This is a genomic window from Streptomyces sp. NPDC055140 (assembly GCF_053607285.1).
Genome location: NZ_JBSGTG010000009.1, coordinates 1 through 14,282, shown reverse-complemented (window position 1 = coordinate 14,282; position 14,282 = coordinate 1). Strand labels below are relative to the sequence as shown.

At 69.5% G+C, this 14,282-nt stretch carries 10 protein-coding genes; 8 read left to right on the top strand and 2 right to left on the bottom strand.

All coding sequences use genetic code 11. The features are described 5' to 3' along the window. The first annotated feature begins 1 nt into the window (after position 1). From ACWFR4_RS18705 to ACWFR4_RS18685, 5 genes are all read left to right on the top strand, one after another. On the top strand, positions 2-1,294 hold the full coding sequence (locus tag ACWFR4_RS18705; protein ID WP_453653374.1) for an ABC transporter substrate-binding protein: 1,293 nt from the start codon (positions 2-4) through the stop codon (positions 1,292-1,294). An 18-nt stretch (positions 1,295-1,312) separates the two neighbouring features. Beyond that, positions 1,313-2,284, top strand: a complete 972-nt coding sequence (locus ACWFR4_RS18700; RefSeq protein ID WP_453468885.1) for a carbohydrate ABC transporter permease — start codon at positions 1,313-1,315, stop codon at positions 2,282-2,284. A gap of 32 nt (positions 2,285-2,316) precedes the next feature. Beyond that, positions 2,317-3,201, top strand: coding sequence for a carbohydrate ABC transporter permease (locus ACWFR4_RS18695; protein WP_453468887.1), 885 nt, complete (start codon positions 2,317-2,319; stop codon positions 3,199-3,201). Positions 3,202-3,261: 60 nt separating this feature from the next. Next, a complete protein-coding gene (locus tag ACWFR4_RS18690; RefSeq protein WP_453468884.1) occupies positions 3,262-4,533 on the top strand; it encodes a glycoside hydrolase 5 family protein in 1,272 nt (423 codons plus the stop codon). A 122-nt stretch (positions 4,534-4,655) separates the two neighbouring features. Continuing rightward, the gene (locus ACWFR4_RS18685; protein ID WP_453653372.1) at positions 4,656-7,670 is read left to right on the top strand and encodes an alpha-mannosidase; all 3,015 of its coding nucleotides are present in this window, start codon (positions 4,656-4,658) and stop codon (positions 7,668-7,670) included. A gap of 52 nt (positions 7,671-7,722) precedes the next feature. Here ACWFR4_RS18685 and glgX read toward each other — a convergent pair whose 3' ends face one another. Both glgX and ACWFR4_RS18675 read right to left on the bottom strand, forming a co-directional pair. After that, positions 7,723-9,852 carry a glycogen debranching protein GlgX gene (gene glgX / locus ACWFR4_RS18680; RefSeq protein WP_453468905.1) on the bottom strand — a complete coding sequence of 710 codons (2,130 nt, stop codon included), beginning with the start codon at positions 9,850-9,852 and terminating at the stop codon, positions 7,723-7,725. Positions 9,853-10,024: 172 nt separating this feature from the next. Continuing rightward, on the bottom strand, positions 10,025-10,600 hold the full coding sequence (locus ACWFR4_RS18675) for a pep a2 (RefSeq protein WP_453468906.1): 576 nt from the start codon (positions 10,598-10,600) through the stop codon (positions 10,025-10,027). Positions 10,601-10,904: 304 nt separating this feature from the next. Here ACWFR4_RS18675 and ACWFR4_RS18670 point away from each other — a divergent pair, with 304 nt between their 5' ends. The 3 genes from ACWFR4_RS18670 to ACWFR4_RS18660 form a co-directional block, all read left to right on the top strand. Continuing rightward, positions 10,905-11,177, top strand: a complete 273-nt coding sequence (locus ACWFR4_RS18670) for a DUF5133 domain-containing protein (protein WP_453653370.1) — start codon at positions 10,905-10,907, stop codon at positions 11,175-11,177. A gap of 251 nt (positions 11,178-11,428) precedes the next feature. Further along, positions 11,429-13,438, top strand: a complete 2,010-nt coding sequence (locus ACWFR4_RS18665) for an alpha-1,4-glucan--maltose-1-phosphate maltosyltransferase (RefSeq protein ID WP_453653368.1) — start codon at positions 11,429-11,431, stop codon at positions 13,436-13,438. Beyond that, a partial coding sequence (locus ACWFR4_RS18660; protein ID WP_453653366.1) for an alpha-amylase family glycosyl hydrolase occupies positions 13,435-14,282 on the top strand: 848 nt, incomplete at its 3' end. The genes ACWFR4_RS18665 and ACWFR4_RS18660, both read left to right, overlap by 4 nt.

Here is a 14,282-nt window from a genome sequence, read left to right as displayed (position 1 = left end):
CGTGCCCATCTCTCGCAGAGCACTAGCCGCTGCCGCCGCCATCGCTGTCGTCCTGCCGCTGAGCGCGTGCGGCTCCGGGGGTGACGACAGCGGCTCGACGGACGCCTCGGGCAAGATCCAAGGCAGCATCACGTTCCAGACGTGGAATCTCAGGGCCAACTTCAAGCCGTACTTCGACGGCCTGGTCAAGGACTTCGAGAAGAAGTACCCCGGCACCCATGTGAAGTGGATCGACCAGCCCGGCGAGGGCTACGCCGACAAGATCAGCGCGGACGCCGCCGGCGGCACACTGCCCGACGTCGTCAACGTCTCCCCCGACCTCGTGGCCCCGCTCGCCAAGGCCGGCCTCGCGCTCGACCTCGACAAGGCGGCGCCGAAGTACCAGAAGGAGTACCTGCCGGGCGCCTGGGCGAGCCACCAGATACCGGGCATGGACGGCACGTACGCCTTCCCCTGGTACCTCAACACCGGGCCGCTTTTCTACAACAAGGGCCTGTTCAAGAAGGCCGGACTCGACGCGTCCGAGCCCCCGAAGACGTACGACGCGCTGTTCGACGACGCGCTCCAGCTCGCGAAGAAGAGCAAGGGCAAGGTGGCCACGCTCGCCAACGTGCCCACCATCGAGGACTTCGGCCGCTACGGCGCCCCGCTCATGAACAAGGAGGGCACCGGCTTCGCGTTCAACGACGCCAAGGGTGTCGAACTCCTCACGAAATACAAGGAGTTGTACGACGCGAAGGCGCTCGACCCGCAGGCCCTGACCGCGACGCCCGAGTCGACCGGCAAGAAGTTCCTGACCGGGGCCGTGGCGATGAACCCGGGCAGCGCGCTCGACCTGTCGAAGTTCAAGAAGGAGGCGCCGAGCCTCTACAAGAACATCGGGATCACGGACCAGATCACCAGCACCGGCAAGGTGAACATGTACGTGATGGGCGTGATGGTGAACTCGCGCTCCAAGCAGAAGCCCGCGGCCGTGGCCTTCGCGCACTACGTCACCGACGCGCAGCACCAGATGGAGTTCGCCAAGCAGGTCGCCATCTTCCCGAGCACCGCCGGCTCCCTGGACGACCCGTACTTCACGAAGCAGGACGGCTCGGACGAGACGCGGGTGCGGATCGCCGCGGCCGACTCCCTGAAGTCCGCGGTCAACTACACGCCGGTCCTGTTCAGCGAGCAGATGAAGACCGAGCTGCGGAACTCCGTCGCCAAGGCCCTGCAGGGCAAGGAGAGTCCCAAGACCGCTCTTGACAACGCTGTCAAGGCCTGCGACCGGCTGCTCCAGCAGCAGGGCTGAGCCCCGGAGCCGTACATCATGACGAGTCCCCTTCCGACCGTGAAGACCACCGCCGATACCTCGGCGAACACGGAGGTGACGCGACCCGCGAAGGCCTCGGGCGAGCGGCCCTCCTCCCGCGTCAGGCGCCATCTGCCCACCAGCCCCTGGCTGTTCGCCGCTCCCGGGCTGCTGGTCGTCGCCGTCTTCATCCTGTATCCGTTCGTCTCCACCTTGGTCAACTCCTTCACCGACCGGCGGACCCTGATCCCCGGCGAGTTCGTGGGCCTGGCCAACTTCCGGGAGCTGCTGCACGACGACATGTTCTGGACGGGGCTGCGCAACAGCGTCCTGTACATGGTCGGGGTCGTCCCCGCCCTCGTACTCCTTCCGCTGCTGCTCGCCCTCCTCGTCCAGAAGAACATCCCGGGCATCACCTTCTTCCGGTCGGCCTTCTACACGCCGGTGGTCGCGTCCATCGTCGTGGTCGGCCTCATCTGGGTGTGGATGCTGGACGAGCGCGGTCTGGTGAACTCGCTGCTCGAAGCCGTGGGCATCGGCAGGGTCGGCTTCCTCAGCGACCAGTGGCTGCTCCTGTTGAGCGCCATGGCCGTCACGGTCTGGAAGGGCCTCGGCTACTACATGATCATTTACCTGGCGGCACTGGCCAACGTGCCGCGCGAGCTGCACGAGGCCGCCTCGGTGGACGGTGCGGGCGCGGTGCGCCGCTTCTTCACCGTCACCGTGCCCGCCGTGCGCTCCACCATGGTCCTGGTCGCCGCGCTCTCCTCGGTCGCCGCCTTCAAGGTGTTCTCCGAGGTCTATCTGATGGCAGGGCCGAACGGTGGCCCCGCGGGCGAGGACACCACGCTCGTGATGCTCGTGCAGCGCACCGGCACGGGCCTGACCGGCCGCGTCGGCTACGCCTCGGCGATCTCCGTCGTCGTCTTCGTCGTCACCGTCGCGCTGATGCTGCTCGTGCTCCGCGCCGACCGGAAGGAGGACGCGTGAGCGTCACCGAGGACGTCCGCGCCACAACAGCCCTGGCGCGCAAACCGGTTCGGCGCCGCCGTGCGCCGCACATCACCGACGAGAGCGGCCGGCGCATCCGTGTCTGGGAGCTCGTGCTGCGCTACGCGCTGCTGCTCGCCGTGCTCGCGATCACCGTCGGTCCCTTCCTCTGGCAACTGTCCACCTCGCTCAAGGGGACGCACGAGGACATCTTCAGCTCCCCGCCCACGTTCCTGCCGACCGACCCCACGCTCCACAACTACGAACGCGTCGCCGACACCATCCCCGTCTGGGACTACGCGTTCAACTCCCTGAAGGTCGCCACCGCCAACGTGGTCACCAACTGCGTCGGCTCCGCGCTCGCGGGCTACGCGCTCGCCCGGCTGCGCTACCGCGGCCGCAAGATCGCGACCCTCGTGTTCATCCTCGCGATGCTGGTGCCCGTCGAGAGCATCGTCATCGCGCAGTTCACGACGATGCGCGAACTCGGCCTCAACAACACGCTCGTCGGCGTGGTCCTGCCGGGCTGCATCGCCGCCATGAACGTCCTGTTGATGCGCAACGCGTTCCTCAACCTGCCCTATGAGATCGAGGAGGCGGCCTACGTCGACGGGGCGAACGCCTGGCAGCGGTTCCTGCGGATCGCGCTGCCGTCCGTGAAGGGCACCCTGGCGGTCGTCGCGATCTTCGCGTTCATGGGCGCCTGGGACGACTTCCTGTGGCCTCTCATCGTGCTCAGCGACCCGGCGAAGTTCACCCTGACCATCGGCCTGAACTATCTGCACGGCACCTTCGCCAACGACGAGCGGATCGTCGCGGCCGGCACGATCATCGCCGTCGCGCCGCTGATCATCCTCTTCGCCTGCCTCCAGCGGTACTTCTTCCGCGGGGTCGGCGAAGGAGCCGTCAAGGGCTGACGCCCATACCGCGGACATCTCGTCACCGAGGCCCCACGTACCACAGAACCAGGACTCCGCATGACTTCTGCCGTGCGCTTCGGCGTCAACTACACCCCCAGCCAGGGGTGGTTCCACCACTGGCTCGACTTCGACCTCGACGCCGTGCGCGCCGATCTCGACTCGATCGCCGCGCTGGGCCTCGACCACATCCGGGTGTTCCCGATGTGGCCCTACTTCCAGCCCAACCGCACCCTGATCCGTCCGCGCGCCGTCGAGCAGCTCGTCCAGCTCGCCGACGCGGCGGCCGAACGCGGGCTCGACGTGAACGTGGACGGTCTGCAGGGGCATCTGTCGAGCTTCGACTTCCTGCCCGCATGGACGCAGACGTGGCACCGGCGGAACCTCTTCACCGACCCTGATGTGGTCGAGGGCCAGGAGGCGTATCTGCGCACCCTCGCGGGGGCACTCGCCGACCGGCCCAATTTCATCGGCATGACGATCGGCAACGAGGTCAACCAGTTCGCGGCGGGCCCGCACCCCGACCCGGACCGCATCACGCAGGAACAGGCGCAGAGTTGGCTGCGTCGGGTGCTCGCCGCGTGCGAGGAGGGAGCACCGGGGCGAATCCATCTGCACGCCTCGTACGACGCCGCCTGGTACCAGGACGACCAGCCGTTCACGCCCGCGCACTCCGCACGGCTCGGCGCTCTGACCGCGGTGCATTCGTGGGTGTTCAACGGTACGGCGCAGCGCCACGGCCGCACCGGGACGGCGACCGAGCACCATGCCGCGTACCTCGTCGAGCTGTCCAAGGCCTGGGCCGGCGATCCGCACCGGCCCGTCTGGCTCCAGGAGGTCGGCGCGCCCGCGCCCCTCGTCCCGGCCGAGCACGCGGCGCACTTCACCGAGGCGACCGTCGAGAACGCCCTTGACTGTCCGGACCTGTGGGGCGTGACCTGGTGGTGCTCGCACGACGTCAGCCGTGACCTCGCCGACTTCCCCGAACTCGAGTACAGCCTGGGCCTGTTGACGAGCGAGCGGCAGCCGAAACCCGCCGCGAAGGAACTCGCCCGCATCGTCGCGGACCGGCGCGCCCATCCCCGTACGCCCGCGCCTCGCACCACCGCGCTCGTCGTCGACGCCGGTGACGACGAGGCCGCCCCGCGCCGCTCGGTATGTGCCCCCGGCGGCGCCGTCTTCGAGGCCTTCGCCCGGCTCACCGCCGACGGGGCCCGGCCCACTACGGTCCTTGCGAGCCGCGCGGACGACAAGGAACATCTGGCGGCGCGCGGCATCACCGAAGTGGTCACACCGGACGATGTCACGCGGACCGTCGGCACGACGCCGTAATGGATCGTCCCCGATGCGGACCGCACGATTCGAGGTGCGCCGCGTCGGGGAGTTGTACAGCGTCCCGTCCACCGCCCCCGCCTGGTAACCACCCGCACCTCGGACCTTACGGAGTACCCCTCATGCATGACGACCGCACCCTGGTCGAAGCTCGTCTCAAGCGCGTCCTCGACGAGCGCATCCGACCCGCCGTGTATCCCGAGTCCGTGCCGCTGGAGGTCGCGGTGTGGAACGCGCCGGGTGAGCCGGTGCCGGTCACCGAGGGGCTTGCGGCGACGCCTGAGCCGATCGCGGTGGGCGCGCGCTGGGGCGCTCCATGGGCCACGTGCTGGTTCCGCGTCACCGGGACCGTGCCCGAGGCCTGGGCGGGCCGGACCGTCGAGGCGATCCTCGACCTCGGCTTCGACGAGAACATGCCCGGCTTCCAGTGCGAGGGCCTGGTCTACCGCCCGGACGGCACCCCGGTGAAGGGGCTCAACCCGCGCAACCAGTGGGTGCGCATCGGCGCCCCCGTGGAGGGCGGCGAGGAGGTCCGCCTGCACATCGAGGCGGCGTCCAACCCGGTCATTCTCGACTACCACCCCTTCCTGCCCACGCAGTTGGGCGACAAGGAGACCGCGGGCAGCGAGCCGCAGTACACGCTGGCGCGGATGGATCTCGCGGTCCTGGACGAGACCGTGTGGCAGCTCGTCATGGACCTCGAGGTGCTCGGCGAGCTGATGGCCGAGCTGTCGGTGGAGTCCGCGCGGCGCTACGACATCCTGCGCGCCGTCGAACGCGCCCTCGACGCGGTCGACCTCCAGGACGTGAACGGCACGGCGGCCGCCGCCCGCGAACAGCTGACGGACGTCCTGTCCGCGCCCGCTGTCCCGTCGGCGCACCGCATCAGCGCCGTCGGCCACGCGCACATCGACTCGGCGTGGCTGTGGCCGCTGCGCGAGACGGTACGCAAGGTGGCGCGGACCACGTCCAACATGACGGCGCTGCTGGAGGACGAGCCCGACTTCGTCTTCGCGATGTCGCAGGCCCAGCAGTGGGCTTGGGTCAAGGAACACCGGCCCGAGGTGTGGGCGTGGGTGAAGAAGGCGGTCGCCGACGGCCGGTTCGTGCCGGCAGGCGGCATGTGGGTGGAGTCGGACACCAACATGCCGGGCTCGGAGGCGATGGCCCGTCAGTTCGTGCACGGCAAGCGGTTCTTCCTCGACGAGTTCGGCATCGAGAACGACGAGGCGTGGCTGCCCGACACCTTCGGGTTCGCCGCGGGGCTGCCGCAGATCATCAAGGCCGCCGGCTCCAAGTGGCTGCTCACGCAGAAGATTTCGTGGTCGCAGACCAACAAGTTCCCCCACCACACGTTCCAGTGGGAGGGCATCGACGGCACCCGGATCTTCACGCACTTCCCGCCCGTGGACACGTACAACTGCTCCATGAAGGGCGGCGAGATCGCCCACGCGGCGAAGAACTTCAAGGACAAGGGGGTCGCCCGGCACTCGCTCGCACCGACCGGCTGGGGTGACGGGGGCGGCGGCACGACCCGCGAGATGGTCGCCAAGGCGGCCCGCCTTCGTGACCTCGAAGGGTCCGCGCAGGTGGTGTGGGAGACGCCGGAGGAGTTCTTCAAGAAGGCGGAGGCGGAGTACCCGAACCCGCCCGTCTGGGTCGGCGAGCTCTACCTCGAACTCCACCGCGCCACACTCACCAGCCAGGCCAGGACGAAGCAGGGCAACCGGCGCAGCGAGCACCTCCTGCGCGAGGCCGAACTGTGGGCGGCGACAGCGGCGGTGCGGGCCGAATTCCCGTACCCCTACGCGGAGTTGGACCGGATCTGGAAGACGGTGCTGCTGCACCAGTTCCACGACATCCTGCCCGGCTCGTCGATCGCCTGGGTGCACCGCGAGGCGCGCAGGACGTACGAGCGGGTCGCGGAGGAGCTGAACGGCATCATCGGCGCGGCCCAGCGCGCGCTGGCCGGTGAGGGCTCGGGGACGCTCGTCTTCAACTCGGCGCCGCACACCCGCGACGGCGTGTCCGCGGGCGGCGCCCGCACCCCGGTCGTCGAGGGCGAGGCAGCGATCGCTTCGCGCGCGGCGGGCGGATTCGTCCTGGACAACGGGCTGTTGAGGGTGGAGGTCGACGCCCGGGGCCTGGTCGTGTCCGCGTACGACCTCGTCGCGGGCCGCGAGACCGTGGCGCCGGGCCGGGCCGCGAACCTGCTGCAGATCCACCCGGACTTCCCGAACATGTGGGACGCGTGGGACGTCGACGAGTTCTACCGCAACACGGTCACCGATCTGGTGGACGCCGACGAGGTGGCCCCCGGCGACGGCGTCTCGGTGCGGATCGTGCGCACCTTCGGCGACTCGCGCGTCACCCAGGTCCTCTCGCTGGCGGCCGGTGAGCGGCGGCTCGGGATCGACACGGAGGTCGACTGGCACGAGACGGAGAAGTTCCTGAAGCTGGCGTTCCCGCTGGACATCCACGCCGAGCGGTACGCGTCCGAGACGCAGTTCGGGCACTTCTACCGGCCCACGCACACCAACACCAGTTGGGAGGCGGCGAAGTTCGAGGCGTGCAACCACCGGTTCGTGCACATCGAGGAGCCAGGCTGGGGTGTCTCGCTCGTGAACGACTCGACGTACGGCCACGACGTGACGCGGGCCGTACGGGACAGCGACTCGGGCACGACGACCACCGTCCGCGTCTCGCTGCTGCGCGCGCCGCGCTTCCCCGACCCCGAGACCGATCAGGGTGTGCACCGTTTCCGGCACGCGCTGGTGCCGGGCGCGGCCATCGGCGACGCGGTCCGCGAGGGCTACCGGATCAACCTGCCGCAGCGGCACGTGACCGGCTCCGGCGAGGTCGCTCCGCTGGTGGGCGTCGACCATGACGCGGTGGTGGTGACGGCGGTCAAGCTGGCCGACGACGGCAGCGGCGATGTGGTGGTCCGCTTCCACGAGTCCCGCGGCGGACGGGTGCGCGCCACGCTCACGGCGGGCTTCGAGATCGCTGCCGCGGCGGCGACGGACCTCCTTGAGCGTCCGCTCGCCGACACGGCGGACCCGGAGCGCGACGGCGACCGGATCACGCTGACGCTGCGCCCCTTCGAGCTGGTGACGCTGCGTCTGAAGCGGGCCTGAGCGGGTGTCGTCCGGTGGGCCGGTCACGGAACGGGCCCACCGGACGGCGCGTTCAGCCCGCCACGTCGGGTGCCGTCCTGGCTTCCCGGGACAGCAGGACCAGGCTGCGCGCCTCGACCAGTAGGTCGGTGCCCGGCTTGTGTTCCGTCTCGTCCGCGACGCCCTGCGGGTCGGCGGTGTCGATCCGGGTCGTCCACCGCTCGCCGTAGGAGGCGTCAGGGAGGCGGAAGCGGACCGGCTTCCAGTAGCTGTTGAGGAGCAGCAGGAAGGAGTCGTCGACCACCGGCCGCCCGTACGGATTCGGCTCGGCGATGGCGTCTCCGTTGAGGAACACGGCCACCGAGTGGGCGTCGCCGCGCTGCCAGTCCTCGTCCGTCATCTCACGCGCGTCCGGGCGCAGCCACACGAGGTCGGGCAGGGGCTGGCCCTCGTGGGTGTGCGTGTCACCGCGGAAGAAGCGGCGACGGCGCAGCACCGGGTGGGCGGCTCGCAGGGCGATGGTGCGCCGGGTGAACTCCATCAGCTCGCGCTGGTCCTCGTTCAGGCGCCAGTCGGTCCAGGAGATCTCGTTGTCCTGGCAGTAGGCGTTGTTGTTGCCCTGCTGGGTGCGGCCCAGTTCGTCGCCGTGGGCGAGCATGGGGATGCCCTGGGAGAGCAGCAGCGTGGCGAGGAAGTTGCGCTGCTGCCGGCCGCGCAGTTCGAGCACGCCTTCGTCGTCGGTGGGGCCCTCGTCGCCGCAGTTCCAGGACCGGTTGGCGCTCTCGCCGTCCCGGTTGTTCTCGCCGTTGGCCTCGTTGTGCTTGTCGTCGTACGAGACCAGGTCGCGCAGGGTGAACCCGTCGTGGGCGGTGACGAAGTTGACGCTGGCGCGCGGGCGGCGGCTGTCGTGCTGGTAGAGGTCGGAGGAGCCGGTGAGCCGGGAGGCGAACTCGGCGAGGGTGTTCTCGCCGGAGCGCCAGAAGTCCCGTACGGAGTCGCGGTACTTGCCGTTCCACTCCGACCACTGGGGCGGGAACTTGCCGACCTGGTAGCCGCCCTCGCCGACGTCCCACGGCTCTGCGATGAGCTTGACGCGGCCGATCACCGGGTCCTGCTGGATGAGGTCGAAGAAGGCGGAGAGCCGGTCCACCTCGTGGAACTGCCGGGCGAGTGTGGCCGCGAGGTCGAACCGGAACCCGTCGACGTGCATCTCGGTGACCCAGTACCGCAGGGAGTCCATGATGAGCTGGAGCACGCTGGGGTGCCGCATCAGCAGGCTGTTCCCGGTGCCGGTGGTGTCGTAGTAGTGCGCCGGATCGCCGTCGACGAGCCGGTAGTAGGACGCGTTGTCGATGCCGCGGAAGGAGAGCGTCGGGCCGTTCTCGTTGCCTTCCGCCGTGTGGTTGTAGACGACGTCGAGGATCACTTCGAGGCCGGCCGCGTGCAGCGCCTTCACCATCGACTTGAACTCGGTGACCTGCCCGCCGCGGCTGCCCTGGGCGGCGTACGCGTTGTGCGGGGCGAAGAAGCCGATCGTGCTGTAGCCCCAGTAGTTCGACAGACCCTGGTCGCGCAGGAATCCGTCCTGCGCGAACTGGTGCACCGGCATCAGCTCCACCGCGGTCACGCCCAGCGAGGTCAGGTGCTCGATGACCGCCGGGTGCGCGAGGCCCGCGTAGCTGCCGCGCAGTTTCGCGGGGACCTTGGGATGGGTGCGGGTAAGGCCGCGTACGTGGGCCTCGTAGATGACGGTGTCGGCGTACGGGCGCAGGGGCGGACGGTCGTTGCCCCAGTCGAAGGCGCTGTCGGTCACCACGGCGACGAGGGTGTGCGGCGCGCTGTCGGCCGGGGACGGTCCGCCGGCCGTCCGCTCGAAGAGTGAGGGGTCGTTGTCCATCTGCCCGTCGACGGCGGTGGCGTACGGGTCGAGGAGCAGCTTCGCGGGGTTGCAGCGGTGGCCCGCCGCCGGGTCCCACGGGCCGTGCACCCGGTAGCCGTAGCGCTGGCCGGGGCCGACGGCGGGCAGATAGCAGTGCCATACGAAGCCGTCGACCTCGGTCATGGTGACCGTGTCGTGGGTGCCGTCGTCGTGGAGGAGGACGAGGTCGACGCGCTCGGCGACCTCCGTGAACAGGGCGAAGTTCGTTCCGTCGCCGTCGAATGCCGCGCCGAGGGGATAGGGGCGTCCGGTCCAGGTGAGCATCCGGCCACCGTACGGATGATCTTGGAGTCGATGTCGTCACCGCGCCGCCCACACCTCGTCTGCCGCGCGCCCGGCCCTCGTGTGCCGCCGTCCTGACACGCCGCCGGGCCGCAGCTGCCGAAGCAGACCGCGGCCCGGTGCGACGCGCTCCGGACGGAGCGCGGTGCTGATGTCACATCACCGGCGTCGGGCGTACCACCCTGCGTGGGACGGACAGTTCGGGCCCGCGTGCACGGGCCGCCGGGGCTGCGACCACGAGCGGATCCGTGACCGCTGAGCCCGCGAACGCCGGGACCGGCACCTCGCGCGGCATCTCGAGCGCCTCGCTGATGCGTGGCGCGGGGCCGACGGGGACCAGCGGGGCGCGCTCGCCGAGACGGGCACGGCGGGAGAACCAGATGATCTTTCCCGTGGCCGTGGCGCAGCCGCCCCAGCCGTCGCTCAACGCGGCGATCTCCGCGAGGCATCCCTGGGGGGCGTAGTGGGGGCCCGGCAGGTCACGCTCGTGATCTGACACCGCGGTGATCAGGTGCTGGCCGTTCCACCACATCTCAACGGTGGTGTTCTTGTCCGTGGCGTGCTCGTCGATCGTGTGAAGCAGCACCTCGACGCCGCGGCAGACGGGCTCGACGAGAATGTCCAGCTTCCAGTACCGGAGGTGGGCGGCCAGAATGCGCCTGACCTGCGAGACACGCTCCGAGCTGACCTCGACGTCGAGGTGGTAGTAGCAGGGCACTGCGGTATTCATCGTCTTCGGCTCCTCACCGGCGAAGCTCCCGCTCGTTGTTCGCCCCCAACGGGCCGTACCCCGAACACGTAGCGTGAGCAGTGATCGCTCCTGAGTCAGCCCCAGGATGAGAGCGCTACTCCATTCGTGCAACACGAGGAGCCGCTTCCGGTCTCGTTGAAGCTCCAACAGGACGGGAAGTGCCGCCAAATGCACCATGGGACGGGGTACCGATCGGCGTAACGGTTCGGTACCTCTCCGTGCACGGCCCCCGCGCACCGACCCGGTGCACCGTGCGCTCCAAGAGTGGGAAGTGAACAGCGACATGTTGCTGCCTACCAAAACCGAAGTCGCCAGTCATCTGGCGCAGTACCGCGCATGGGAACGCCTGCGGCTCGCGGCACCCGCCGACCGCCAGGTGCGGACCCACTTCGAGGACACGGCCTACACGCTGTGCGTGCTGATGGGGAAGCGCTGCGGGCGGGAGGCCGCCGACGCGGCCGAGCGCTATCTCCGTCCCAGCGTGGAGCATCCGACGATGGCCGCACCGCCGCTCGCGGCACCCGCGGTCGCGGTCGCCGCCCTCAGCGGGCGGTGAGGCCGGACCGTCCGGCAGAAGCGGGACGCCGGCCGACACGCCTGAACCAGGACATTTCCTGACAGGCCGAGCCCGGTCGGCTCCCGTAGCGTGTCGCCGGAGGGACGCAGCCCGTCGATGACAGCCTGCTGTGCCCGGCCGCGTGCCGGGCCAACCGGTGTGCGAGTGACGGCGCGTCCCGTGGCGCATATGAACCCGGCGGGCCCCCGACCGAGAGCGGGCCTGCCTCGAGCGCGGCGGAGGTGCAACCGATGAACCCAGGCACGGTGACGGGCCGCGTCCCGATCGTGGACGTACTCCCGGCCGTCGACTGCGGCAGGCGTCCGGCGAAGGCGGTCCCGGGCGAGACGTTCGAGGTCTCCGCCACGCTCTTCGGCGAGGGCCATGCCGCGGTCGCCGCCAATGTCGTGCTGCGCGGCCCCGACGGCCGGCCGGGCCGGTGGACCCCGATGCGCGAACTGTCCCCGGGCAGCGACCGCTGGGGCGCCGACGTCACCCCGACCGGCGTGGGCAACTGGACGTACACGGTGGAGGCGTGGGGCGATCCCGTGTCCTCGTGGCGCCGGTCCGCCGGCATCAAGGTCCCGGCCGGGATCGACACGGAGCTGATCCTGGAGGAAGGCGCCGTGCTGCACGAGCGGGCCGCCGCCGGCGTCCCGGAACAGGCTGGGCGGTACGCGGTTCTCGCGGCCGTGGACGCGCTCCGCGACGAGAGCAGGCCGCCCGCCGCCCGGCACGCCGCGGCCCTCGCGCCGGACGTGACCGCCGCCCTGGCGGAGCACCCGCTGCGCGAACACGTGTCGCGCTCGGCGCCCATGCCCCTGCTCGTGGAGCGCGAGCGGGCGCTGTACGGAGCCTGGTACGAGATGTTCCCGCGCTCCGAGGGCGCCGTGGTCCGCGACGGGGAGCGGCCGGTGAGCGGCACCTTCCGCACGGCGGCCGAGCGCCTTCCCGCCGTCGCCGCCATGGGCTTCGACGTGGTCTACCTGCCGCCGATCCACCCCATCGGCACCACCTTCCGCAAGGGGCCGAACAACAGTCTGTCGGCCGACCGGTGGGATGTCGGAGTGCCGTGGGCGGTCGGCTCACCCGAGGGCGGTCACGACGCGATCCACCCCGACCTCGGCACCCTCGACGACTTCGACGCATTCGTGCGCCGGGCCGCGGAACTCGATCTGGAGATCGCCCTCGACTTCGCGCTCCAGTGTTCGCCCGACCACCCATGGGTGGAGAAGCACCCCGAGTGGTTCCACCACCGGCCGGACGGCACCATCGCGTACGCGGAGAACCCGCCGAAGAAGTACCAGGACATCTACCCGATCGCCTTCGACCAGGACATGCTGGGGCTGATCGAGGAGACGACCCGGGTCCTGCGCTTCTGGATGCGTCACGGGGTCCGCGTCTTCCGCGTCGACAACCCGCACACCAAGCCCGTCGTGTTCTGGGAGCGGGTGATCTCCGACATCAACCGCAGCGACCCGGACGTGGTGTTCCTCGCCGAGGCCTTCACCCGGCCCCCCATCATGCGGGCGCTCGCCAAGGCCGGTTTCCAGCAGTCGTACACGTATTTCACGTGGCGCGACACGAAGCAGGAGCTCACCGAGTACCTCACGGAGCTCTCCCGGGACACGGCCGCCTACATGCGTCCCAACCTGTTCGTGAACACGCCCGACATCCTGCCCGGCTACCTCCGGAAGGGCGGCCGCCGCGCCTTCGAGGTGCGTGCCGTGCTCGCGGCCACGCTCTCCCCGACCTGGGGGGTGTACGCCGGGTACGAGCTGTGCGAGAACACGCCGGTCCGCGAGGGCAGCGAGGAGTATCTGCACTCGGAGAAGTACGAACTTCGGCCGCGTGACTGGGAGTCGGCCGAGCGGACGGGTCGTTCCATCGCCCCGCTCATCACCACCCTGAACCGCGTCAGGCGGAACCACGGCGCCCTGCGTCTGCTCAGGAACCTCCACTTCCATCACACCGACAACGACGCATTGATCGCGTACAGCAAGCGCTCGGGCCCCGACACGGTTCTGGTGGTCGTCAACCTCGACCCCCACCACACCCAGGAGGCGACGGTCTCTCTGGACATGCCTCAGCTCGGACTCGACGCGCACGCGAGCGTGCCGGTCCGCGACGAGCTGACCGGCGACACATTCCAATGGGGCAGGACGAACTATGTGCGCCTGGAACCGGGCCGCGCGCCCGCGCACATCCTCACCGTCCTGCGACCGTCCTCACCGCCCACCGGAGGGTCACCCACCACATGATCGTCAACAAGCCCGTCCCGGACACCTTCGAGGACACACCCGCAAAGGACCGGGATCCCGACTGGTTCAAACGTGCCGTCTTCTACGAGGTCCTCGTCCGCTCCTTCCAGGACAGCAACGGCGACGGGGTCGGCGACCTCAAGGGCATCACCTCCAGGCTGGACTATCTCCAGTGGCTGGGCGTGGACTGCCTCTGGCTGCCACCGTTCTTCAAGTCCCCGCTGCGGGACGGTGGTTACGACGTCTCCGACTACACCGCGGTCCTGCCCGAGTTCGGCAATCTCGCGGACTTCGTGGAGTTCGTCGACGCCGCGCACCAGCGCGGGATGCGCCTGATCATCGACTTCGTCATGAACCACACCAGCGACCAGCACCCGTGGTTCCAGGAGTCCCGAAAGGACCCCACCGGCCCCTACGGCGACTACTACGTCTGGGCCGACGACGACAAGCAGTACGAGGACGCGCGGATCATCTTCGTCGACACCGAGTCCTCCAACTGGACCTTCGACCCGGTGCGCCAGCAGTACTACTGGCACCGCTTCTTCTCCCACCAGCCGGACCTCAACTACGAGAACCCGCGCGTCCAGGAGGAGATCCTCGCCGCGCTGCGCTTCTGGCTGGATTTGGGAATCGACGGCTTCCGGCTCGACGCGGTGCCCTATCTCTACGCCGAGGAAGGCACCAACTGCGAGAACCTCCCCGCTTCCCACGCCTTCCTCAAGCGCGTACGGGCCGAGGTCGACACGCACTACCCGGACACGGTGCTGCTGGCCGAGGCCAACCAGTGGCCCGAGGACGTGGTCGACTACTTCGGCGACTACGCCTCCGGCGGCGACGAATGCCA